Annotated in this window: 24 protein-coding genes, 2 tRNA genes and 1 pseudogene; 19 read left to right on the plus strand and 8 right to left on the minus strand. The window is 34.9% G+C overall.

Annotated elements, in window-relative coordinates; genetic code table 11:
• Nucleotides 1-3: 3 nt before the first annotated feature.
• Complete coding sequence (locus YN1551_RS07595) at nucleotides 4-333, plus strand: eL43 family ribosomal protein (protein ID WP_012711312.1); 330 nt, start codon at nucleotides 4-6, stop codon at nucleotides 331-333.
• Entirely contained in the window at nucleotides 314-739 is a 426-nt protein-coding gene (locus YN1551_RS07600) for a signal peptidase I (RefSeq protein ID WP_012711311.1), read from the plus strand. Before YN1551_RS07595 ends, YN1551_RS07600 begins: the two co-directional genes overlap by 20 nt.
• Here YN1551_RS07600 and gcvPB read toward each other — a convergent pair.
• Nucleotides 732-2,261, minus strand: a complete 1,530-nt coding sequence (gcvPB, locus tag YN1551_RS07605; RefSeq protein WP_012711310.1) for an aminomethyl-transferring glycine dehydrogenase subunit GcvPB — start codon at nucleotides 2,259-2,261, stop codon at nucleotides 732-734. The genes YN1551_RS07600 and gcvPB overlap by 8 nt on opposite strands.
• Nucleotides 2,242-3,609: an aminomethyl-transferring glycine dehydrogenase subunit GcvPA gene (gene gcvPA / locus YN1551_RS07610; protein ID WP_012711309.1), complete on the minus strand. Its 1,368-nt coding sequence runs from the start codon at nucleotides 3,607-3,609 to the stop codon at nucleotides 2,242-2,244. Before gcvPA ends, gcvPB begins: the two co-directional genes overlap by 20 nt.
• 34 nt (nucleotides 3,610-3,643) lie before the next feature.
• Between gcvPA and gcvT the strand changes: the two genes are divergently transcribed.
• From gcvT to YN1551_RS17870, 9 genes and pseudogenes are all read left to right on the plus strand, one after another.
• Nucleotides 3,644-4,684: a glycine cleavage system aminomethyltransferase GcvT gene (gcvT, locus tag YN1551_RS07615; RefSeq protein WP_012717498.1), complete on the plus strand. Its 1,041-nt coding sequence runs from the start codon at nucleotides 3,644-3,646 to the stop codon at nucleotides 4,682-4,684.
• A gap of 11 nt (nucleotides 4,685-4,695) precedes the next feature.
• A complete protein-coding gene (gene gcvH / locus YN1551_RS07620; RefSeq protein WP_012717499.1) occupies nucleotides 4,696-5,100 on the plus strand; it encodes a glycine cleavage system protein GcvH in 405 nt (134 codons plus the stop codon).
• Nucleotides 5,093-5,848 carry a proteasome assembly chaperone family protein gene (locus tag YN1551_RS07625; protein WP_012711306.1) on the plus strand — a complete coding sequence of 252 codons (756 nt, stop codon included), beginning with the start codon at nucleotides 5,093-5,095 and terminating at the stop codon, nucleotides 5,846-5,848. The genes gcvH and YN1551_RS07625 overlap by 8 nt, the downstream gene beginning before the upstream one ends.
• Before the next feature lie 6 nt (nucleotides 5,849-5,854).
• Nucleotides 5,855-6,226 (plus strand): alpha-crystallin domain-containing protein, encoded by a 372-nt coding sequence (locus YN1551_RS07630; RefSeq protein ID WP_012711305.1) that lies wholly within the window; start codon nucleotides 5,855-5,857, stop codon nucleotides 6,224-6,226.
• Nucleotides 6,227-6,298: 72 nt separating this feature from the next.
• Nucleotides 6,299-7,300 carry an AbrB/MazE/SpoVT family DNA-binding domain-containing protein gene (locus YN1551_RS07635; protein WP_012717500.1) on the plus strand — a complete coding sequence of 334 codons (1,002 nt, stop codon included), beginning with the start codon at nucleotides 6,299-6,301 and terminating at the stop codon, nucleotides 7,298-7,300.
• A gap of 16 nt (nucleotides 7,301-7,316) precedes the next feature.
• Nucleotides 7,317-8,063 carry a Fe-S cluster assembly ATPase SufC gene (gene sufC, locus YN1551_RS07640; RefSeq protein WP_012717501.1) on the plus strand — a complete coding sequence of 249 codons (747 nt, stop codon included), beginning with the start codon at nucleotides 7,317-7,319 and terminating at the stop codon, nucleotides 8,061-8,063.
• A 65-nt stretch (nucleotides 8,064-8,128) separates the two neighbouring features.
• Nucleotides 8,129-9,568, plus strand: a complete 1,440-nt coding sequence (gene sufB, locus YN1551_RS07645) for a Fe-S cluster assembly protein SufB (protein WP_012717502.1) — start codon at nucleotides 8,129-8,131, stop codon at nucleotides 9,566-9,568.
• Complete coding sequence (locus YN1551_RS07650; protein WP_012716144.1) at nucleotides 9,555-10,724, plus strand: SufD family Fe-S cluster assembly protein; 1,170 nt, start codon at nucleotides 9,555-9,557, stop codon at nucleotides 10,722-10,724. The genes sufB and YN1551_RS07650 overlap by 14 nt, the downstream gene beginning before the upstream one ends.
• Nucleotides 10,725-10,806: 82 nt before the next feature.
• A pseudogene (locus YN1551_RS17870) lies at nucleotides 10,807-10,920 on the plus strand (ribbon-helix-helix protein, CopG family); the annotation flags it as partial.
• Nucleotides 10,921-10,931: 11 nt separating this feature from the next.
• On the opposite strand, the gene YN1551_RS07655 reads toward YN1551_RS17870, so the two are convergent.
• Nucleotides 10,932-11,021: transfer RNA gene (locus YN1551_RS07655), tRNA-Thr, on the minus strand.
• 163 nt (nucleotides 11,022-11,184) lie between these two features.
• Here YN1551_RS07655 and YN1551_RS07660 point away from each other — a divergent pair.
• From YN1551_RS07660 to YN1551_RS07670, 3 genes are all read left to right on the plus strand, one after another.
• Nucleotides 11,185-11,257 (plus strand) — tRNA-Gln (locus YN1551_RS07660).
• A gap of 176 nt (nucleotides 11,258-11,433) precedes the next feature.
• Entirely contained in the window at nucleotides 11,434-13,950 is a 2,517-nt protein-coding gene (locus YN1551_RS07665) for an adenosylcobalamin-dependent ribonucleoside-diphosphate reductase (RefSeq protein ID WP_012717503.1), read from the plus strand.
• A gap of 53 nt (nucleotides 13,951-14,003) precedes the next feature.
• Entirely contained in the window at nucleotides 14,004-14,372 is a 369-nt protein-coding gene (locus tag YN1551_RS07670) for a transcriptional regulator (protein WP_012711298.1), read from the plus strand.
• Here the strand turns inward: YN1551_RS07670 and YN1551_RS07675 are convergent.
• From YN1551_RS07675 to YN1551_RS07690, 4 genes are all read right to left on the minus strand, one after another.
• Complete coding sequence (locus YN1551_RS07675) at nucleotides 14,365-15,405, minus strand: hypothetical protein (protein ID WP_012713668.1); 1,041 nt, start codon at nucleotides 15,403-15,405, stop codon at nucleotides 14,365-14,367. The two genes, YN1551_RS07670 and YN1551_RS07675, sit on opposite strands and share 8 nt — an antisense overlap.
• A gap of 72 nt (nucleotides 15,406-15,477) precedes the next feature.
• Nucleotides 15,478-17,379, minus strand: a complete 1,902-nt coding sequence (gatE, locus tag YN1551_RS07680) for a Glu-tRNA(Gln) amidotransferase subunit GatE (RefSeq protein ID WP_012711296.1) — start codon at nucleotides 17,377-17,379, stop codon at nucleotides 15,478-15,480.
• Nucleotides 17,372-18,709: a Glu-tRNA(Gln) amidotransferase subunit GatD gene (gatD, locus tag YN1551_RS07685; protein WP_012711295.1), complete on the minus strand. Its 1,338-nt coding sequence runs from the start codon at nucleotides 18,707-18,709 to the stop codon at nucleotides 17,372-17,374. The genes gatE and gatD overlap by 8 nt, the downstream gene beginning before the upstream one ends.
• Before the next feature lie 33 nt (nucleotides 18,710-18,742).
• Nucleotides 18,743-18,901 (minus strand): 30S ribosomal protein S30e, encoded by a 159-nt coding sequence (locus tag YN1551_RS07690; RefSeq protein WP_012716133.1) that lies wholly within the window; start codon nucleotides 18,899-18,901, stop codon nucleotides 18,743-18,745.
• 65 nt (nucleotides 18,902-18,966) lie between these two features.
• On the opposite strand from YN1551_RS07690, the gene YN1551_RS07695 reads away from it, so the two are divergent.
• The 5 genes from YN1551_RS07695 to YN1551_RS07715 are packed head-to-tail and all read left to right on the plus strand — an operon-like array spanning nucleotide 18,967 to nucleotide 23,371.
• On the plus strand, nucleotides 18,967-20,208 hold the full coding sequence (locus YN1551_RS07695) for a hypothetical protein (RefSeq protein ID WP_012713666.1): 1,242 nt from the start codon (nucleotides 18,967-18,969) through the stop codon (nucleotides 20,206-20,208).
• 5 nt (nucleotides 20,209-20,213) lie between these two features.
• The gene (locus YN1551_RS07700; protein WP_012711293.1) at nucleotides 20,214-20,912 is read left to right on the plus strand and encodes a fibrillarin-like rRNA/tRNA 2'-O-methyltransferase; all 699 of its coding nucleotides are present in this window, start codon (nucleotides 20,214-20,216) and stop codon (nucleotides 20,910-20,912) included.
• A gap of 4 nt (nucleotides 20,913-20,916) precedes the next feature.
• Complete coding sequence (locus YN1551_RS07705; RefSeq protein WP_012711292.1) at nucleotides 20,917-21,333, plus strand: DUF61 family protein; 417 nt, start codon at nucleotides 20,917-20,919, stop codon at nucleotides 21,331-21,333.
• Nucleotides 21,334-21,336: 3 nt separating this feature from the next.
• Nucleotides 21,337-22,269 carry a transcriptional regulator gene (locus tag YN1551_RS07710; RefSeq protein WP_012716132.1) on the plus strand — a complete coding sequence of 311 codons (933 nt, stop codon included), beginning with the start codon at nucleotides 21,337-21,339 and terminating at the stop codon, nucleotides 22,267-22,269.
• Nucleotides 22,235-23,371 (plus strand): tRNA (guanine(26)-N(2))-dimethyltransferase, encoded by a 1,137-nt coding sequence (locus tag YN1551_RS07715; RefSeq protein WP_012716131.1) that lies wholly within the window; start codon nucleotides 22,235-22,237, stop codon nucleotides 23,369-23,371. The genes YN1551_RS07710 and YN1551_RS07715 overlap by 35 nt, the downstream gene beginning before the upstream one ends.
• Here the strand turns inward: YN1551_RS07715 and YN1551_RS07720 are convergent.
• Nucleotides 23,363-23,740 (minus strand): winged helix-turn-helix transcriptional regulator, encoded by a 378-nt coding sequence (locus tag YN1551_RS07720; RefSeq protein WP_012713663.1) that lies wholly within the window; start codon nucleotides 23,738-23,740, stop codon nucleotides 23,363-23,365. The two genes, YN1551_RS07715 and YN1551_RS07720, sit on opposite strands and share 9 nt — an antisense overlap.
• Between the last annotated feature and the right edge of the window lie 120 nt (nucleotides 23,741-23,860).

Here is a 23,860-nt window from a genome sequence, read left to right on the forward strand (position 1 = left end):
CTGATGCCAAAAAAGAAACAATTTGACCCATACGTTTGTCCAAATTGTGGGACAAAGGTAGAGAAGGCACAGAAAACATGGCAGCTAGTTTCACCTCTTCCAGATTCTTACGGCAGAATTACAATAACAGTTATGGGTTCTTTTGTTTGTCCGAATTGTGGCCATAAATGGAAATCTGTGGTGTCTAAGATAAAGGCGGGAGGTTCTTCGGTAGAGATTGAAGGTAAGAAGGGCGTTAAGAAAATACAATCTAAGGATTCTGAGGAAAAAGCTAATGAAGGGGAGGTTATAGAATTAGACTTAAGTGATTTAGATGAAGATGAAGAAGAGTGATATAATCATTATTTTATTTATTGCATTGATATATATTTTAATGTTTTCTAACATCGTACAAAGTGCGAGCGTAGAAGGAGTTTCAATGTATCCCGTATTTCAAAACGGTGCATTAACTTTTTACGTTAAACCAATTTCCATTAATGTAGGTAATGTGATAATATATAAATCTCCGTATTTTAATAACTACGTAATTCACAGAGTGATAGCTACAGATAATGGTTATTATATTACTCAAGGTGTAGACAAAATAACTAATCCGATACCAGATAATAGGATTGGACTAGAACCAGCTAGTGGTATACCGAAAAATTTAGTGGTAGGGAAGATAATAGAGTTTGGTAATTTTACATTTTCAATACCTTATCTTGGATACATATCCATACTTTTCTCATCTATTATTTAAGGTAATTTATTTTACCCATCCTCCTCAGCTTTAACACTCTATACGTTGGCGTTATAGTAGAAGGGTGATTAGCATAAGCTTGATCTAATCTTGCAATACTTGTATTACTAGGACTTTTTAGAAGTTGTTCTGGGTTTCTTTTAGCATCCTCTACGATCTTTTTGAGAGCTTCAGCAAACATATCTAAAGTTTCTTTACTCTCTGTTTCCGTGGGTTCTATCATTAACGCTTCTTCAATAATCGGTGGGAAGTATATAGTTGGAGCGTAAAATCCGCTATCAAGTAAGGCTTTTGCAACATCGTTAGCGCTTACTCCATAATTTTCCATTAACTGTTTCACGCTGAATACTACCTCATGCTTTCTATGTCTATTTGGTGCAATTAGCTCCAGCTCTTTAATGTCTCTTAACTTAGCTATGAGATAATTGGTTGCCAAAGTGCTCATTTTGCCTACCATTTGAACACCTTGGGGTCCTAATCCTAATAGGTATGCGAAACTACGCGCTAAATTACCCACATTACCGTAAAATGTAGCTATCTTACCAACACTATTCTTCGGAATCTTACTTAATCTATACTTTCCATTTACTTTCTCTACCATTGGATATGGGAGGTAATTAACAAGTTCACCCTTTGCACAAATTGCTCCAGCTCCAGGTCCACCTCCTCCATGTGGAACAGCGAATGTCTTATGTAGATTTAAATGCACAATATCAAATCCCATATCCCCTGGTCTCGCAATACCTAATACTCCATTTAAATTAGCTCCATCATAGTATAGTATTGCATTTGCAGAATGTATTATCTTAGAGATTTCCAAGATATTCTCTTCAAATAATCCCAACGTATTTGGATTGGTTAGCATAAAACCTGCAGTTTTATCATTTACGATCTCTCTTAAGATATCCATATCCACAAGCCCTTCTCCATTTGATTTCACATACATAACCTTGTATCCAGCCATTGCAGCACTTGCAGGATTAGTTCCGTGAGCAGTATCTGCAACTAGCATTGTATCTTTATAATTTCGATTGTGATCCTCATGATATTTTTTAATCATTAGTACTCCAGCGAACTCACCAGCAGATCCAGCAGGTACTTGTAAGCTACATTCATCCATACCAGTTATTTCACTAAACCAATTCTGAAGTTCGTAAATCATCTCTAGTATTCCTTGAACATGATCCTCATCTTCTAAAGGGTGATGTGATTCCGTAATCGCCGTTGCTTTTTCCTCAATTTTTGGATTATATTTCATTGTACATGAACCTAATGGCATAATTCCAACATCTACGCCAAAATTCATCTGAGATAATCTAATGAAGTGCCTTACTACCTCTAGCTCGCTTAAACTAGGCAGATTCGGTCCATTCTCCCTCAGTAGATTTTTAGGTATTTTCATTTCCTTTATCTCGCTTCTTATCTCATCATCCTTATTTATCAAGAGACCTTGTCTATTTGCACCACTATTGTTTAGCTCAAATATTAAAGGCTCGTCCCATTTAGCTTGTCTCCACACCATTTATCATCTCTTGTATCGTTGATACTAATAGATCTATTGACTTCTTATCATGAACTTCCGTTACGCAAAAGAGAGATGTATAATCGGACAATTTTAGTCCCCCTTGTAGTTTTCTTTCTTTTAGTTTGTTACTTATTTTATCATATTCTATAGGAAATCTAATTGCAAATTCCTCAAAAAAGTCCGACCTAAATGGCATGCTTACGTTATCTATTTCAGTCAACTTTTTAGCAGCGTAGTGGCTTCTGAAGTAAATCTCCTCTGCAAGCTCTCTCATTCCCTCTTTTCCTAACAAGCTTAAATAGACGGCATTAGCTATAGCAAGTAAGGCTTCGTTTGTAGTTATGTTAGATGTTGCCTTTTCCCTCTTGATGAATTGTTCCCTAGTTTGAAGAATTAGCGTAAATCCCATTTTGCCATTTGTGTCTTTTGTAATTCCCACTATTCTACCTGGCATTTGTCTTACCAAACTCATATCCCATCTTACTGCAAATACTCCCATTAAAGGTCCTCCAAAATTCAATGGAAGCCCTAATTCTTGACCATCACCCACAACTATATCAGCTTCGTAGCTTCCAGGTGGCTTTATTAGACCAAGTGAAAGTGGGTTAACTCCCACAATACTTAATGCTCTTTTATGTTTGGCAACATCAATTACATGTTCAATATTACTTTCAAAGATCCCAAAGAAATTTGGTTGTTGTATATATATTGCAGATATGTCATCGATATTAGATTTCTTCTCCAGATCCTCTAAATCAAGTTCGCCAGAATTCTTATCATATTTAACTTCCTCTATTTTTATCCCCTTTCCTCCAATCCATGTTCTTACTACTTCTTTATGAAATGGGTTAGCATTTTCAGGAACCAATACAGTCTTTTTCCCATTTATTCTATTAGCCATCAGTACGGCCTCAGCTAAAGCTGAACCCCAATCATACATCGAAGCGTTAACTACATCCATGTCTAGTAGCTCAGCCATTAAACTTTGATATTCAAACAATGCTTGTAATAGGCCTTGAGAAATTTCTGGTTGATACGGAGTATATGATGTATAAAACTCTGATCTACCTATGATAAATTTCACTACATTAGGGATGTAATGGGGACAAATACCAGCTCCAATAAAAGGTGGCGCTTGTAGCTCTACGTTTTTCTTCACTTTTTCATTGATTTCTTTTTCAATTTCATATTCTGATAGTGGTTTGCCTTTTGCTACGTTCAATAATCTATTTATTTTGATTTCAGCCGGTATATCATTAAACAACTCGTCAAGGGAGTTTACCCCTATCTCTTTCAGCATCTCATCTATTAGGTCTAGGTTTGGAAGCCAAGGATGCTTATACATAAGCCTTAATACAACTTTAAGACATTTTTAATATATGTTTGTTTCACCTTTCCATGACCTTGAGGAAAAGTTGGGAGCTAATTTTGGAGAATTCGCTGGCTGGGAAATGCCAATGAGCTTTACCAGTTATGCAGAAGAGCATATGAGTGTGAGAAGTTCAGTAGCGTTTTTCAACTTATCTCATATGGGCAGACTAAGAGTTAAAGGTAATCCAAAGGAGTTTGAAATGTTAGTAGCTAAGGAAGTTAGCAAGACGAATTCTGGAAATATGATAGGGCCTACTGCATTTTTGAACGATAAGGCTGGCTTTAAAGATGATGTAATGGTTTATAAAGTATCTGAGAATGAATGGTTAATTGTAACGAATGCAATAAATAGAGAGAAAATTGTAAATTGGATAAAATCCAATTCAAATTTGGATGTAGATGATTTAACATTCAAATATGGCATGATTGCTATTCAAGGTAGGAAATTAGAAGAAATTTTAGGTAAAAATGAATTAAAACCGTTAGAATTTAAGCTTAATACTAAATTTATGGGATATGACGTTTTTTTAGTTAGTAAATCTGGATGGACAGGGGAGAATGGGTTAGAAGTTTGGGTTACATTAGATATTGGCAGACAACTAATTATGGATTTAGTGAAAATCGGAATAAAGCCTGCTGGTTTGATTGCAAGAGACAGTTTAAGGCAAGAGATGGGATTTGTTCTTTATGGAGAAGATATTGATGAGACCATTACTCCGGTTGAAGCAAGATATTGGGTTTTCTCGCTGGAAAAGGATTTCATAGGAAAAGATAGTTTAGTTGAACGTATAAAGAGTGGTATCGAGAAAGTTAGGATAGGCTTTAAGATGAAAAAAGGCAAGAGGATTATACCTAGGCATCCATCTAAGATATACTCACTTGGAAATGAGGCAGGATATGTGACGAGTAGTACTTTTTCTCCTTACTTAAATAGAGTCATAGGTATGGGTTATGTAAATCCCAAGTACTTCTATCTAGGCTATAATCTGGCAGTGGAAATTAGAAGTAAACAGTATGATATAAAAATTGACGAGTTTCCATTTATCTAGGTGAATATTAGATGAAAGTAGGTAGATATGTAGTTCTGACAGATAGACTATATACGGAGACTGATGAATGGGTAGTACTTTCCAACGATAACGTGGTGGTGGTTGGAATAACTGATTATGCGCAAAAGAAGTTAAGAGATATAGTAGGAATTGAATTACCTCAGCTGCAGAAAGAGGTAAAGGCAGGAGAATCTGTGGGAGTTATAGAATCTGTAAAAGCCGCAGCAGATATTTTCTCTCCGTTAAGTGGGATAATAGTTGAGGTAAACAGTAAATTACTTGAGCATCCAGAGATAATAAATAAGGATCCCTATGGTGAAGGCTGGATTTTCAAGTTAAAGGCGTCTAAACTATCAGAGGAAAAGGAAAAACTACTTAGCCCAGAAAAGTATATTGAAAAAATAAAGGGTGGATGAATTGAGTGAAGCGTTTGAAATTAGGGAAAGATACGTTCCTCAGATAGGTAGACCATCGTATTTATTAGTGAGCTTACCAGATGCTGGCTTAGTAGGTAGTATATCTGGAGAATTTTTGATTAATTCTCTAAATTTAAAAGAATATGGAGAAATTTACTCACACAAATATTTGCCCCCCATTTCTCATGTAGTTAACGGAGTAGCTAAGTCACCTATACGTTTATATCACTATGATAACTTCCTTTTACTTCATTCTTGGGTTGCAATCCCAGCAAATAGTATACATCATTTGGCAAATTTAGTTGTAGACTATGCAGAGAAATATGGGATACAGACAATAATATCGATAACCGGAGTCCCAGTGCCAAATAGATTAGATCTAGAGAAGCCAACTCCCTATTGGGTGGTTAGTTCTGAGGATTTCGCTAAAGAGTTAGATAGTTTGAATTTAATGAAGAAATTTGTAGAAGGTTACGTAACTGGGCCTTATGCTCCTATTTTATTCGAATCCGCTAAAAAGTTTATCAAGAATTTGGTTATAGTAGTTGAATCATTTCTAGATTTGCCTGATCCCGAAGCCGCTGCAGTAGCCTTAGATATAGTATCTAAGATGTTAGGATTTAAAGTTGATACTTCTTCCTTACTTAAAGAAGCAGAGGAAATTAGAGTAAGAATTAAGGGCTTGATGCAACAGACAAGACAAGAACTCCCAAACTATTCTGGATTGCGTCCATACACATATGCGTGACCTTCAATGCCTGCATACAAGGACTTATATGATATGGTAAAGTCAATGATAGAAAAGGAAATAAGCAGGATGGAGAAAGAGTTCCGAAGGATAGAGAGCGAAATTAAAGAGGAAATTGAAAAATACAATGTTCCCCTATATTCCTTTTATGAATCTGAGGATTTCTATTACTACTTGATCGACATTCCTAATGTTGACACATCTACAATATATGTAAAAGTTGAAAACAATAATAGTCTAAAAATCAGTTGTAAAGATAAGAGTAATAAGAAGTATGTTCTAAATGTAAAGGTACCAGAGGATGCTGATATTGATAGTTTATCTGTTACAAGAGTAAAATGGTTAGTTAAAATTACTGTAAAGCGTAGAAAAGATTAAGTATTAGCTTTTCTAAGAGTTTGAAAGACTTTTATAAACACTGTTTAAGAAAATAATATAGAGGGACTACTTTTGAGTGAGGAAAAAATAGCCAGGGATATAGAGACTAGAAAAGTCCAGAAATTAGGTTCTTCATCATTATTTATCACACTTCCGAAAAAATGGATAAATAAATGGAGCATAAAGCCGGGTGACAAGGTAATTCTTGAGGCCTTGGATGATGGTAGTTTAAGGCTAATAGCAGAGAAGGTTAAGTCTAACGCAGGGAAAAAGACAATATTAGTTGATGCAGACTCGTTAAAACAGCCATTAATTAATATAATTCCATGTCTATACATTTTAGGATTCGATGAAATAGTTTTTGAAACAAAGAAAGATTTCACTAAAAAGGATTTCGAAGATGTTCTCTACATATCTAAACATCTAGTTGGAGCAGAAGTTGTTGAGAATTCCGAGAAAAAAATCAAATTAGAGTGTTTACTAGATACAGAGAAAGTCGGAGTTGAATCCTTACTGAGACGTATATTAAATATTATCTCAAAAAGAATTGACGAAGTATCCAAGTTTCTAACTAATTTTAATACAACCCATCAAATCGGTATAACTAATAATGACGATTTAAGGAAAATATATTTGATGTTACTTAGGAGAATAATAGGAAATAAGTATCAATCCAGTAGTACGGAATATTATAGGAATTCATTTATTTTATTGAATATATCTATTTTGACAAATATAGATTATATAGTGTCAAAGATTTCTGAACTTAGAGGTAACTTTGATGTTAGCCCGAGCCAGACGGATACGTTAAAATCGATTTTCACTAGTATAAATGATGTATTAGATGAGATAGTGATGAGCGTCTTATTCCCTAGTGTAAAAAGAATATCAAATGGATTCAATCTAATATCGCAAATAAGACAAAATCTCTTAAAAATCAAGGATTCCTTACCGAGCTCATTTAATTTGTATTTAGAAGATTTAGTAAATCTATTAGAAAATGCTCTAAACAATTCCATGTGTGGGATTTTCTTAGAGGACTTACCTTGGATAGAAAAAGATTTAACGGCGTAAAAGGAGAGGATAGAGTATGGTAACGTTAAAAATAGAGGATTTACATGTAGAGGTTGAAGGCAAAGAAATACTTAGGGGTATAAATCTTGAAGTTAAGAGCGGAGAAATACATGCATTAATGGGTCCAAACGGGAGCGGTAAGACTTCATTGTCCTTGGCGTTAATGGGACATCCCAAATATAAAATTACTAAGGGAAGGATAACATTAGATGGTGAGGATATAACTAATTTAGAACCTCATGAGAAAGCTAAAAGAGGTCTTTTCTTGGCCTTTCAAAATCCGATAGAAATTGCCGGAGTTAGGTTATCGACACTTTTAGTTGCAGAGTACAATAAGGTAAGTGGTGCCAACACTTCAGTAATGGAGGTAATATCAAAAGTTAAAAATATTAGCAAAGAAGTTGGAATAGCAGATTCTTTATTGAATAGGGGAGTGTTTGAAGGCTTTAGTGGTGGTGAAAAGAAGAGGGTAGAAATCCTACAAATGCTTCTATTAAAGCCTAAGATAGCTATTTTAGATGAACCAGATTCTGGTGTGGACGTTGATGGACTTAGAATGATTTCGTATTTTATAAATAAGCTTAAGAATGAATTAAATGTTGGCTATCTAATAATAACCCATTATAGGAGAATTTTAGATCACATAAGTGCGGATAAAGTTCACGTATTGTATAGGGGGAAGATTATAGCGGAAGGAGGAATGGAACTAGCCAAATTAATTGACGAAAAAGGATATGAAGCAGTCCTAGAGAGGAATTCATAAGTTTATTTTTTATTAAAGATAGACTTATATTCATCTTTAACAGAGTTAAAGAATAGGTTATAAGTATGCAAGAAGATAAAATATCATTAGATCTTCATGAGATAATAAACGCTACTATAGACGCCAAGTACAATAAACTTAACCAGTTAGAATTTCATAGAAGAATAGTAGAATCGGGATTAAGCAGATCTACGATAGAGGAAATTTCCAGAATAAAGAAAGAACCAGAATGGATGTTAAAATTAAGATTAAAGGGCTTAGAATTATTCGAAAAATTACCTACGCCAAATTGGTTACCAGACGTTTTATCAAGTTTAGACATTTCAGCATTAGAACTTTACGTTAAGCCTGGTGTCGATAAAGCCCAAAGCTGGGAAGAGCTACCACCAGAAATAAGAAAATATTACGATGAATTAGGTATACCTGAAAGTGAGAAAAAGTTCCTAGGAGGTCTTGTAGCAGTATTAGAATCAGAACCAATTTACTCTAACGTTAAAGTTGAACTAATGAAAAAAGGAGTAGTAATGCTACCAATAGATGAAGCTGTGAATAAATATCCGGACCTTATGAAGGAGTACTTTATGAAGATATTTCCAGCCTCTGATCACAAGTTTGCCGCTTTACATGGCGCATTATGGAGTGGGGGTGTATTCGTATACGTTCCAAAGAATGTGAAGATAACAACACCAGTAGAAGGATTCTTCGTAATAGGATCGGAGCTTGAAGGACAGTTTGAGCACACTCTACTAATAGCTGACGAGGGATCGTATATCCACTTTATTGAAGGTTGTACAGCACCACAACTTAAGAAATACTCATTCCATGATGGTATGGTAGAATTATACGCAAAAAAGAACGCTTACATAAAGTTCACTACAATCCAGAACTGGAGCAAAAACGTGATTAATTTCAATAATAAGAGAGCATGGGCTGACGAAAATTCGACTGTGGAATGGGTCGAAGGATCATTAGGTTCCAAGTACAGTTTTGTATACCCATCAACTATCCTTAGAGGGAAGAACGCTTCATCAACCAGTTTAGTAGTTACAATGACCAGTGGAGAGAGTGAGTGGAAAGATAGTGGTTCGAAAATGATCCATGCTGCACCTTATACTAAGAGCAAAGTGGTAAACAAAAATATTGGTTTCAATGGTGGTGTTAACGTATATAGAGGATTAATTAAAGTAAATAAAGGGGCAGTAGGTTCTAAGGCATTTGTGAAATGCGACTCTCTAATGCTTGATGATAAAACTAAAGCCTACACGTATCCACATAATCAAGTGTTAGAGGAAGACGCAGACGTAGGACATGAAGCGCATACATTCAGAATGAATGAGGATCAACTCTTCTATCTAATGACAAGGGGTATAGATGAAAAAGAGGCCACTTCGATGCTAGTATTAGGGTTCATAGATGAGATCATGAAAGAACTTCCATTTGAGTACGCTACCATGTTAAATAAGGTTATAAAGTTAGAATTAGATAAGCTAGGTGCAGTGGCTTAAGTTGGGAGTAGTCGATATACAATTAGCTAAAAAAATAATTAATGAAAACTTTACACAAGATAGAGGAGAGAGGGAAAAAGCGTTTTCTTTGTATCTTTCTAAGCCATATCAATTGATACATGACTCACCAACTATCAAACATTATACTGAATGGGACTTATACGAGTCATTAAACCTCAGTGAAATTTCTAGGCAAGAAGTAAAATATAGTGAAACTGAAAATACAATTGAAATTATAGATGACACTATAAGAATTCCAAAAAATAACATAGAAGTAGATGACTTATTGAATGATAATGTTATAAGTAGTGATGAGCATAAATTAGTATCACTTGCCTATTCTCTATCTAGGCGGATAACAATAAGTAACGAAGGAGAGTATCACGTTAGGCATGTCGTCAATAAAAACAAATATCTTTTACCTTCACATCTAATAATTAACGTACCTAAAGATAAACAAATCAAGGTAATTTATGAAGGTCTAAATCTTGGTGAAGGCTCCTTAATAACTCCAATAATATCTGTTAATATAGAAGATGGTTCTACTTTAGATTTCCAATTTGTGAACTTCTCTAGCAACAACAGTCTTCTTTTCTCGTACATTAAGGCTAACATAAAAGGTACAATGCATTCATCAATATTTGTGAACGGTAACAAAATGGGTCACGTTCAATTTAACACTAGGCTAGAGGAGGGCAGTGTAAGTGAGTTCTCATCAAGAGCTTTTGGGACGCACAACAATAAGATAGATGTAGTTAATAATGTCATTCATCTAGGCCAGAGGAGTGTAAGCAATGGCTTTATGAAGGCAATCTCCAACGATCAAGCGTTTACTGTGGTAAGGGGGGTTGCAACTATAGATGAGACTGCAATTAACTCTTCCACATCGATAATTGGTAGATCATTAGTCTTAGGAAAAGATGCTAAAGCAGTAGTTTCTCCCATGCTTGAAGTAAAAACTGGCAGGGTAGTTATGGCTAAACACTCTGCTGCAGTAAGTAGGATAGACGAAAATCAAATCTTCTATCTACAAACTAGGGGGTTAAGTAAAAGAGAGGCTGAAGGGATTATAATAAGGGGTTTTATAATTGAAGAGCAAGATCCAGAGACGCTTAAGGATAGGATAGAAGAAATCTTGAAGTCTTTGGGATATTAGTTTCACTCAACTCCCTCTCTATTTGCTTATAATAGAAATTTTCCTATAATATACTACTTAACCAATTTATAAAAGAGGAAAATTGGTTAGAGTAATCACTTTTAAAGCAGAGGAGGAACTTTTAGTAAAACTAGATCTATTTGCATTAAATAGTAGAATGAGTAGAAGCGAAGTAATTAGAATGGCTATAGAAAAATATTTGGAAGAAGCCGCCGGCGGGATTCGAACCCGCGACCGCCGGCTATCTAGGCAGTAACTTACAAGGCCGGCGCTCTAACCAGGCTGAGCTACGGCGGCATTAAGAAAACTATCATATAATAAGATTTAAAGCTTATTGCGATAAAGGAAGGAGTAAGTTTTTCCTAATTCTCGTTTATTCTTCTTGTCTCTTTTATCTAGGGTTGGTCTTTCTTATCTACGTGGTAATAAACTTTTAAGTAATGTTCCCTTATTTAAATACAGCCGGGTAGTCTAGTGGTCAAGGATCCAGGGCTCTGGCCCCTGGGACCAGGGTTCGAATCCCTGCCCGGCTACCTAGCTAGTAAGTATGAGAATTCTCACTCGGAGCTATTCAATTATTTTAATGATGCCTTTAAATTTTGAGTTCTGAAAAAGCAGATATTATCTTTTTGAAATACGACGAGGTAATACTCTTCTCATGTACAGTATAAAGTTAAATTGATCTAGGTTATAATAATCCTTGAAGACAATGGAGCAGTTACTATACTCTACATCTTTAAGAAAGATTAAAGTAATTAAACGAGATGGAAGGGTTGACGAGTTTAAATTAGAGAAGATATTATCTAAACTTTCTTCTGTACCAGATGAGGTAACAGATGGTATAGTTAATGATGTCCAAGCAAATGTTAAGGATAACGCTATAGATACTAGAGCAATTGCTGATATAGTAGAAAGAAATCTCATAGAGAACTCTCTAAAGTATCCTTTCTTAATGGAATTAGCGAAGCGATATGTCTTAGCTAGAATTTACAATCACGTTTTCGGTAAAGGGAAATGGAAAGATTTTAATGAAAAGGACTTGCTTCTCTCTTACAATGCATTAAAAGTATTGGAAGCTAGATACTTATTGAAAGATCCAAATACCTTAAGATATATTGAGACACCACAGATGTTATTCAGAAGAGTAGCCAGATTTCTTGCATCAGTTGAGAGAAAGTATGGTAAGTCTGAGGCTGAAGTTAAACAGTTAGAAGAGAAGTTTTACGAAATGATAAGCAGCCTAAAGTTTGTACCTAATTCGCCAACCTTAATGAATAGTGAAACTAGATTAGGCATCTTATCAGCATGTTTCGTAATTCCAGTTAAAGATGCTATGACTACACCAGAGGGAGATGGTATATATGACGCATTAAGAGCTACTGCTCTGGTTCATCAACAAGGTGGAGGGACAGGTTTCGATTTCTCAGAATTAAGACCTAAGGGCGATGTTGTTGCTTCGACTGCAGGTGTAGCCTCTGGCCCGGTATCATTTATGAAAGTATTTGATGCCTCTACTGATGTCATAAAGCAAGGTGGAAAGAGAAGAGGAGCTAATATGGGAGTTATGCATGCATGGCACGCTGATATTGAGGATTTCATAAGAGCGAAAACTGGACAATTGAAGGACGTTCAGTTGCAGAATTTCAATATTTCTGTAGGTGCTTATGACTACTTTATGGAGGCTGTTGTAAAAGGCGAGAGTGTACCTTTGATTAACCCTAGAAAGACTAAAATAGCAGGAAGGGATCACGAATATTATATTACAAAAGCTAGAGGTTATATGAATGAGGAGTGGATTCAAGAGGTTATCATATCAGAACTAGAAGAAAAAGGTGGAGTAGTTTCATTGGATGAGAGTAAAGTCATTACAGTTGATGAGGCCCTCATAATAGCCTCGAAGGAGGGTGCTGTTGTAAGATATGTTAATGCTAAATCACTATTCGATGAAATCGTTAAAGGAGCTTGGGATAGTGGTGATCCTGGTCTTCTCTTTATTGATACTATTAATAGGAGGCACCCGGTATGGTATTTAGGTAAGATTAACGCTACTAATCCATGTGGTGAAGAGCCACTATTACCTTGGGAGAGTTGCAATTTAGGTTCTATAAATCTAGAGAAATTTATTATAGAGAGAAACGGTAAAGTTGAGATAGATTGGGACGGATTAGCAGAAATTATCAGTTATGGAGTAAGGTTCTTAGATAATGTAATTGATGCAAATCGTTACCCATTAAAGCAAATTGAAGATGCAACCAAGAGGACTAGAAAAGTTGGTTTAGGTGTCATGGGATTAGCCAGGATGTTTATTAAATTGGGTATTGCTTATGATAGCGTAGACGCAATATACTTGTCATACCAATTAGCCAAGTTTATATTCTATCATGCGTATAAGGCATCTATTGAAGTTGCTAAGGAGAAGGGTCCATTCCCTACCTACGATTCAAAATTGTATAGAGATATCTGGGAGAGCGCATTGGACTTCAATTCATTACTTCAAATTGCTGAAGTCGCTGATAAACCGTCAGATTATGTTAAAAAGCTAACTAGTGTAGTGGATAAGTTAGACTTTGATTTACTAAAAGACGAAAGGTTAAAATATGGTTTAAGGAATTCCACTGTAGTTTCTATAGCTCCAACTGGTACTATCTCAATAATAGCCGGAACCTCATCTTCAATAGAGCCACTCTTTGCGTTAGCGTTTGTCAGAAATGTTGCAGTTGGAAAGTTTATAGAGATTGATCCACTTTTCTTAGAGTATCTCAGAAAATATGAGTTAGATGATCCGGAAGTCATTCAGAAGATAGCTGAAAGTGGAATAATTGACGATAATGTATTTATGCCAAGATCATTAAGGAAATTGTTCAGAACTGCTCACGAGGTTCCACCAATTTACCACGTTCTGCATCAAGCAGCTTGGCAACAATGGAATGACTCTGGAACCTCTAAGACTATTAACTTAAGGTCCGAGGAACCACCAGAGACTGTAGAGAAGGTTTATTTATTAGCGTGGAAACTTGGTATAAAAGGTATAACTGTCTATAGAGATAAAAGCAAACAACAACAAGTAATCTACTTCGGAGTTAAAAAAGAGAGGGAAGAATACGAGAAGAAAAAGGAAGAGGAGGGAAAGAAAACACAGTTACTTCCTTCCAGTTTAAGGATGGAAAAGAAGTTTGTCGAAGTTTCAGAGACTTATGCTGGCGGATGTAAAACGTGTGAATTATAAAAACATTTTTATTTATCGGTTTTTATATTATACTGGACTGAAGTGTATTAGCCATGTCATTACAGTTACCATGTGAATTTTCAGTTAGGGAGATTTTACCAGCAGTTAGAAGTATAGTTGCTCAAAAACTAATAAAGGAGAGAAATTTATCTGAGTATAAGGCAGCGAATTTAATGGGGTTAACACCAGCAGCAGTTTCAAATTATCTAAAAAGTAGAAGGGGTAGTAATTTAAGATCTCTTCTAGAGAAAGATGAAAAATTTATGGATCTTGTAAATGAAGTTATGGAAAGAATTTTAAACTCAAATTCTAATCTTTCTGTATATTATTGTATTTTATGTTCTGAAGGTAAAAAAGTTCTTACAAAGCATGGGTACACTCTAAGCCCATGCCTATATGAGACTACAGTTGAACCTAAATAGCTTTTCTTTTAAGTAATAAGTCTGGTAATTTTTTTATTTCTAGTTCTAAATTGACAATTCCCCATCTTCTGATAGGAATTTTAACTCTATCATACTCCGTTGTCATCGTGTTATTCGGCTTTATTATTTTAGTTATTCTCGCTGAGACATACAGAGTAGCTATAACTGGCTTATCGCTGAAGTTTTCTAATACCATTTGTAAAATATTGGATTTCTCATCAAATTTTATATGTAATGGAATTACAGCAGAAGGTTCGATTCGATATAGGGAAAGAGGAAATTGCGGACTACAGTCTATTTCTATTACCTCGTTTGTCATATCCCATAATAATCTATGGAGTTTGGCTTCAGCAAAATTCTTTGTCTTCGAAACTAAAATTTTTCCATTGGTTTCCACACTAACTTTTCCTAGTTCAAATTTTAAGTCCAAGAGTGAATTGCTTACAAAAGAATACGTCTCTGTCAGTTCTAGGCTTGTAGCGAAGGTATTATCTATTGAATTATAACCACTTTCTATGTAATAAGGATTTATGTAGAAGAATTGAGGATTTAAGAATTTCGTGTTTATATTTATATGATTTTCTTCTAGTTTTATATTTTCTATCTCAACATTTCTACCATTCCCAATCTCACCCTCTTTTAATTCTATGGTTCTGTTTTGCGTAAAGTGATATCTTGGCCAAGGAGAGATGTTAAAAAGTGAAGTCCCCTCTTTACAAGGTGTCAAATATTCTACCAGCTTTTTTAATGAATTAGTATCTAATCTGGTAAATGTCCAAGGAATTGAAGTCTTGTTTAATGGTGTTCTCATTATTAATTCTTCGTTATTTTCTCCTCCTTCAGTTGATATTGTAGATAGATCGGGACCGAGAATTTTTGCCTTATATTTCCATTTCACTCTCTTAACTCCGCCAATAGTTAGCAATTGTGGGAGTTGTTCTATATTAAGCATGTCATCTTGCAACTCTATATTTTCACTAAGATTTTTGAATGGATACTCAGCGGCTACCTTTGTTATATCATCTAGCTTCATAAGTGGTCAAGCTCATCATTTAAATCCGACAAATGCCTTCTCTTCATCATTAATCTGTCCGAGGGTAATTCTTCACTCCATAACATTTTTGAGTCTTGACTTTATTAATTCTAATATAACTTTCCCCTCAGCTCTTCCTTTAACTTTGCTCATTACTTTTGACATTATTAGGTTTACTGCTTTATCTTTTCTTTTCCTTATCTCGTCTAGATTAGAACTAATTACATCATCTATTATCTTTTCTAATTCTTCAGTTGGTAATGCCTCGTATTTACGTATGACATCCTTTAGTTCCACATTTTTATTAGTAGTGTATTCTAGGAGTATTTCCGAAATCGAATCCTTGCTAATTTTGTTCTCATAAACGCTTTTTATTAGCTCCTCTATATCTTCCTCATTTATCTTTGATATATCACCACCTTTTGACTTAACATACTTCAATGTGTTAGTAATCGTACTCGCTATTACAACTGGAGAGACCTTTGGTGAATATTTGTTAACTAATTCTTCAAATAAGTCGAGTCTGGGATCTCTAATTATCTCCTTAGCGAGTTCCTCACTTAAACCCAGTGTGATATACCTTTTCATTTTAGACTCTGGCGATTCCGGAACAAATTTTTTAGCATCCTCAAGCAGTTTTTCATCTATTCTTCTAGGTGGAATATCAGTTTCTGGATACATTCTAGCTGAGCTTGGCTGTGGTCTTAAGAATTTCGTTGTTCCATCATCTAACGCTCCTCTAGTTTCCTTAGGAATACCATCAAACGCTAATAGTATCCTGTCCCTTATTACTTCTACAGCTTTATCCAACCTCTCTCTTTCGCCAACGATTAGAATGAAACCATCTTCGGTCGTCGCATTAAGGGCTTCTCTAACTTTGTTTATCTCCTCTTCAGTTATGCCGTAATTGGGTAGCTCATCAGAATGGAAGAGTCCACCTAATTCTGCAAGTGCTCTAACGTAATCTGCAATTTCTGTTCCAAATCTTCTCTTTTTTGGTATCAGTTCCCAACCCAATATTCCCTTTAACTTATACGCTCTTATTCCGTATACTAATCCTCCCTTTTCTATTCCGCTTTTAATGATTTTACTATTTGTGTTTTTAAAAAGTTCTGTGAGATCTTTTACAACAAAATTAGACAAAATTAGATTTTTACTCACTCCTCTTTTATTCAATTCTTCTTTTATCTTTAGTAAGTTAAATTGTCTCATTGCTTCATATCTAACTATATCGGGTATTAATTCCAGTTTTTGTACTCCTTTAATTTCTATCTTTGTACCTCCTTTTATAGAGATATTTAGATCTTGTCTTATTGTGCCTATACCCCTTTTAACTTTACCTGTCATTCTAAGCAATTGGCCAATTTTTAGTGCAACTCTCTCAGCTTGTTCTGGGCTCCTTATATCTGGTCCAGTTGAAATTTCTATTAAGGGAATCCCTAATCTATCAAGCGAATAGGTTACTTGATCTGTTCTTTCATCTATTTTCCTTGCAGCGTCCTCCTCAACTGCAATAGTTTGTATTGTAACTCCCTCATCTTTTAGCATGCCACCAAGTGCTACTATTGCTGTTCTTTGGAATCCAGTGGTGTTTGAACCATCTATTACAATTTTTCTCATGACATAAATTTCATCTACTATGTTACTATTTAGTGCTATAGCGATAGCTAACGCTATTTTTAACGCTTCCTCATTTATTGCATGTGGAGGTTCTTCATCAGCTTCTACAAGACAACTTGTAGTAATAGGTATTCTGTATACGTATTTTTTACCTTTTTTCCACTCAAACAATGCTGCGACATCGACTTCCCCTAATTCACTTAATGCAGGTCTTAAATATCTCTCTAAGGTTAGTTTATAATCTTCTTTCAAATTAGTACTACAGTTGCAGAATAATTTATGAGAAGTGTTAAGCTGTTGGTGAATTTCTAATCCTACTTTTAATCCTAATTCTTCATAATTTAACTCACTCATATGACCACCTTGGGAAGAGATCCAAAGTGTGACGAGGATTTATTTCCCCCACTAGATTCGATATCATTAAACTTCGTATTTTTTCTAGATCTTGCTCGTGCGCAAGTACCCACATGAGTTTAACTAATGCAACTTCTGGTAGCATATCTTCCAATGGGGTGACACCAGCATCGAGTAACTGTCTTCCAGTAGTATACACATTCATATTAACTCTTCCAAATAAACACTGTGTTGTCATTCCTATAAATATGCCATCTTTAGTAGCTTTTCTGAATAATTCCACATAATCTGATGAAGTATGACCTAAACCAGTACCAGCTATTATGAGACCTCTTATTTTAGTATTAGTTAAAATGTGCTCTAAGAAGTCTCTATCTAATCCAGGGTAATAGTATAGTAAAAATGCTCTATTATCAAATTTAGCGTCAAGTGTAGTTTCGCCTTTTTTGCTCATGTAACTCTTGTCGAGCATAACCAGTTTCCTTTCTTTCCAAAGGACTTTGGCTAAAGGTTTATCGTTTACTGACTGAAAAGCATCTCTTCTACTACTGTGCATCTTTCTAACCTTCACTCCTCTATGTACTAATGCGTAAGTGTCGGAGGAGTCAGCGTGCATGTTTACTACTACTTCTCCAAAAGGCGCATATTTAGCTGTGGTAACTGCGGATAAGAGATTTATTGCTGAATCACTACTAGGTCTATCACTACTTCTCTGCGAACCCACCAACACTACTGGTCCTTGTAATGATCTTAGAGAGAAAGCTAAGGCAGAGGCTGTGTATGCCATAGTATCAGTACCATGAGCAATAACCACTCCAGTGTTTCCTTCATCAAACGCTTTCTTTACTGATTCAGCTATCTTAACCCAGTATTCAGGTTTCATGTTTTCGCTTAATATAGAGAAAAGTACCTCAGCATCAACTTTTGCTATTTCGTTTATTTCTGGCAAAAATTGTACTATTTCTTCAGTGGTCAGCGCGGGTCTGACTGCACCAGTTTCGTATTCAACTTTACTTACTATTGTACCTCCTGTGCTAATTATCTTTATTTCGCTTTTAGCACCATTACGGCTAACTTCCTTTCTTTCACTCTCTTGAGCTTTACTTGAATTTTTTGTGATTAGTTTAATCTCAGATATATTATCGATAGATATTCCTATATTGTAACCGTTATCTAATTTTATTACGAATATTCTTTCATCTTTTGAGTAACTTGGTAACAATATGCCTCTTATTCTTAGGTCCCCTTTCTTAATCTCTATTAGGTCCCCTTCCTCTATATTTAGATTTTTCAAAATATCATAAGCCTTTGCTTTATAATTTTCTTGCACAGAAAAAGATTAGGTAATAGCAAAAATAGTTTATTATCTAGCAGCAGCTTGTTGCCTAGCTTTTACTACTCTCTTTTCATATTCCTTTCTATTCCTTACTCTTGGTACCTCTTTATGTTTTTCTTTAGGCTGTATTTTTGGTGTCTGACTTCTAACTTTTCCCGCTTTGGTTAACGAACCGTGTGAAGGCATATTTACTCTTGTTATAACTTGAGCATTTAAACTTAAAAATTTGTCAGATAGGTTTGTAGTGAGAGATGATGAAAATATACCTAATCGAGCATGTTATTGGAGCAATTGCTTACGATGAAAACGGTAATATTGTAGACTATATTACAAATCCAAGAGATTTGGGAAAAATAACTGAGGAACTTTTAAATAATGAAAAGGGCATACCATTTAATGCGACAGTTGAGTTGTTAAAGAAAGTTAACCCACAAGAGGTAGTAGTCGAGAACGAAGCTGAAGTTCCTAAATTGCAAGCCCTAGGTTATAGGGTTACGTATGAACCATATAGTAAGATTTCGAGGATATTCAGGGAATCATTACCTAAAGTAGCTACAGATATAAAATTTACAGGTAATGAAGAGGAGTATTATAATTTTCTTCATGAACTTTCATTAGAGTACACTAGGAGAAAGTTAAGGACTGCAGCGCAAAAGAGAGATCTTTTGGCTATTCAAGCAGTAAGGGCAATGGATGATATAGATAAGACCATAAATCTTTTCTCAGAAAGATTAAGAGAATGGTATAGTATTCATTTTCCAGAATTAGATAAGCTTATTGAGGATCACGAAGAATACGCAACCATAGTGTCTAGGTTTGGTGATAGGGGACTCTTAACTACTGATGCTCTAAAGGAATTGGGTTTCAATGAGCAAAGAATAAATAGGATAGTCGATGCAGCAAAGAAAAGTATAGGTGCGGATATCTCAGAAGATGACTTATCTGCGATGAGGATGATCGCAAACACTATTTTAGACCTGTATAATATAAGGAGAAACCTTAATAATTATCTAGAAGGCGTAATGAAAGAAGTTGCACCAAATATAACGGCCTTAGTTGGTCCAGCGTTAGGTGCTAGATTATTGAGCATATCAGGGAGTCTGGAGGAATTAGCCAAAATGCCAGCTAGTACGATCCAAGTATTGGGAGCCGAAAAGGCTTTATTCAGGGCGTTAAGAAGTGGAGGAAGACCACCTAAACATGGTGTAATATTTCAGTATCCAGCTATTCACACATCACCTAGATGGCAAAGGGGTAAGATTGCTAGAGCTTTAGCAGCCAAATTAGCAATAGCTGCCAGAGTTGATGCTTTTAGTGGGAGATTCATAGGTGATCAACTAAACGAACAACTAAAGAAGAGGATAGATGAGATTAAGGAGAAATTCGCTCAGCCACCACCTAAAAAGCCTCAACAACAAAAGCCACAACAGCCTCAAAAACAGCAAGCAAAAGGTAAAAAAGGTGGAAAAAGAAGAGGTAAAGGAAGAAAGTGATAAAAATGTCTGAAGTAGTTACCGTAAAACAAACTAACATGGAAAACATTTACGAATGCGAGTTTAACGATGGTAGCTTTAGGCTATGTACAAGAAACCTAGTATCAGGCTTTAATGTTTACGGTGAAAGGCTAATTAAATACGAGGGTGTAGAATATAGGGAATGGAATGCATTTAGAAGTAAGTTAGCGGGAGCAATACTTAAAGGTCTTAAGACTAATCCGATTAGAAAAGGCACTAAGGTCTTATATTTAGGAGCCGCTTCTGGAACTACAATAAGTCACGTCTCTGATATTATAGAGTTAAATGGCAAGGCCTATGGTGTTGAATTTTCTCCAAGAGTTGTAAGAGAATTATTATTAGTAGCTCAAAGGAGGCCTAATATCTTTCCATTATTAGCTGATGCCAGATTCCCTCAAAGTTATAAGTCGGTAGTAGAGAACGTTGACGTACTTTATGTCGATATTGCCCAACCAGATCAAACAGATATAGCTATATACAATGCCAGATTCTTCCTTAAAGTAAATGGATATATGCTTTTAGTGATTAAAGCGAGAAGTATTGATGTTACTAAAGACCCTAAGGAGATATATAAAGCTGAAGTGGAGAAATTAGAAAATTCCAATTTTGAGACAATACAAATTATTAACCTAGATCCCTACGATAAGGACCATGCAATAGTTCTGAGTAGATATAAAGGGTAGGAGTTTGATAGATAAAATTTTTGAGTTTGGACTTAAAGACATATTCTCTTCTTCTCCTGCTGAATACGTTACCATTAAAGATGCATTGGAAGGTAAATTAAAGATTAGACTAAATAATAATTTTTATCATGAGATAAAAAAGGACGAAGTGGAAAGGCTTTCAGGTAAAATTCCACTTTATTTATGGTCTTTAGTAAAAATCCCATTTATATTTATTAAATCACCTGATATTGGAGAATATTTCATTAGTGGGGAGCAATGGAACAGAAAGGCAATTTCAATTTTACTTGGAAGAGAAATATCTAATGTAATATTAAATGTGGATGTCGAGAAGCTATTAAGGGAATATACATCATTAATATTTATAATTCTTAGCTCTACTAGAAGTTATACAGAAGAAACAGAATTAAGTGAGATGTAAGATATGAGCAAAAAAATTATCAACGAAGTTATAGACATATTGGAGGATAAAAAGTATACTTATACAATGATTGAATATCCAGAACATAATAGAAAATCCGTAGATATCGTTCTCAACTCTAAGGAACCCACTCTGATTAGAGTATCTGAGGATAAGGTGACCAAAGAGGAAATTTCAGATTTGAAGAAGATTGCAGTATCTACGTTAACCGCGTCATTAGTAGTCACTAATGAAGAAGAGGAGGATATTGTCTCAGTTAAGGCTGATAATGTTTTTGCAGTCTCACCTGAAGGATTTAAGAAAGTAATCAATGGTGAGAAAATTTTCCTTTATAGAACTAGAGGAGGTATATTCATAAAGATCAGAAATTATATATTGAAACATAAGAGAGAGGAAATGGGATATAGTATAGGAGATGTAGCTAAATTTCTTGGCGTTTCTAGAAAGGCCATTTATGATTATGAGAAAGGGGATTCCGACGTATCGCTTGAAGTTGCCGAGAAGCTGATAGATTTGTTTGGGGATGATATAATAGGCGATGTAATATGGGACTCTATAAAAGGTAAAAAAGAAGTCATTGAAGAGGATATAACAGAGTTTTCTCCGGAGAGTTTTAAATCAAAGTTAATATACAAATTGAAAGAAAATGGGTTAAACATCCTATCATTGAAATTAACTGCAGCAGATTTGATAGTTAAAGACAACGAAAATAATAGATATTTAGTTACAATAGAGAACAAGGATTACAATAAGTCAATGAAGAAATTTTATGAAGCTAAGAAACTTTCATCTTACACTAAATCTGAATTATTGATAATCATAAGGACTTCAAAGATGTTAAAGGAATGTGAAGATCTAGGATATAAAACTTATGAAGAAAATGACATACATTCTTTAATAGATGAAATTAAAGGAAGTAACGGAAGGCAAAGTTAGAATATTCGTACCAGATCCTAAAGAATATATGATAGAAGGGAAATTCGATCCATCATGGGCTCCAGTGTTCTATAATCCTAAAATGACTTTCAACAGAGACCTTAGCGTAATCGTGGTTAGCCTGTTAAAGCCTAAGATAATATTAGACGCATTAAGCGCAACGGGTATAAGAGGAATTAGATATTATGTAGAGTCGTGGAAAAGTGAACAACTAATTCTGAATGATAAAAATTCAACAGCTGCTTCCCTAATCCAAATAAATGTGAAAAATAATGGAATTGAAAACGCTAAAATTTATAATAAAGATGCAAATGCGTTGCTCTACGAAATAAAAAGTGAGTACATTGATATAGATCCCTTTGGATCTCCAGTACCGTTTATTCTTTCATCCGTAAACGCGACAATAAGAAATGGAATAGTAGCATTTACAGCAACTGATCTATCTCCACTTGAGGGATCTTCACGAACTTCTTGTAGACGAAAATATGATGCTATTAACTATAAACTTTCCTCGTCAAAGGAGCTTGGATTAAGAATACTTATCGGCAAGATAATTAGAGAAGCTGCGACGTTGGAAAAAACCGTGCATCCGTTATTCTCTTTTTATGCAGACTATTATTATAGACTATTCGCAATAGTGGAAAGTGGTGCTAGAAAAGCAGATGAGAACATTAATAAGAATCTTAAATATTTCGGGGAATGCCCCCGCTGTGGATTTCAGACGTTCGTAGACGAGAATTGCAAGACTAAGTGTCCAATATGTGGTGAAAATTTTATCATTATCGGTCCTCTATACATTGGTCCTCTTCACAATATGGAATTTTTAAAAAGAATGATAGATACATACAGTGATTTCAATTACTTGTCCTCTTTTAACAGAATACAGAAGCTACTTAATGTAATAGAAAAGGAGGCGAAATATAAAAGTGTATTTTACAATATTAGTAAGCTCGCATCTAAATTAAAAGTCTCAGCTATTCCTCCAATTGATTCGATTTTAGAATGTCTAGGAGATGCCTCTAAGACTCATTTTGCTCCTACTGGGATAAGAACCGATAAGGGATATGAAGAAATAATTAGATGCGTTAAGAGTTTAAGATAAAGCTTTTTCCAAGATCCAGCCCGATAATTTACTACAAGTCTGTGGGCTTACATGTATTCCATTCCCACATTTGGTTAAGCTTTTACAACTTAAGCAAGGAATCTCATCTAAACCGTTAAGATTTATATAAATGTTTATATTATAATTGCTGTCAACTGCAAATAATTTAACTATGTTTTTTCCATTTTCTTTCACAGCTTTTTTAATAATTAGTTTCTTCTCAACTAATCTTTTTATAATTCCACTAATTTCTCTTATGGGCAAACCGACTGATTTAGCCAATTCTTGTTGCGAAATTCCTTTTTCTCCCATTTCTTTTATCTTTTTATGTACTATTGCTTCATAATTACTTGTTGAATCTGATTCCATCTTTTACACCCGTGTTGGCTAAAATATATATATGCATTCCACGCTTATTTATTTTACTGTTTTTATGGGTACGTTAAACACTCTTTAGTGACAATTGACTACTTTTCAATAGTTTTAATA

This window comes from Sulfolobus islandicus Y.N.15.51 (genome assembly GCF_000022485.1).
GTDB classification, from domain to species: domain Archaea; phylum Thermoproteota; class Thermoprotei_A; order Sulfolobales; family Sulfolobaceae; genus Saccharolobus; species Saccharolobus islandicus.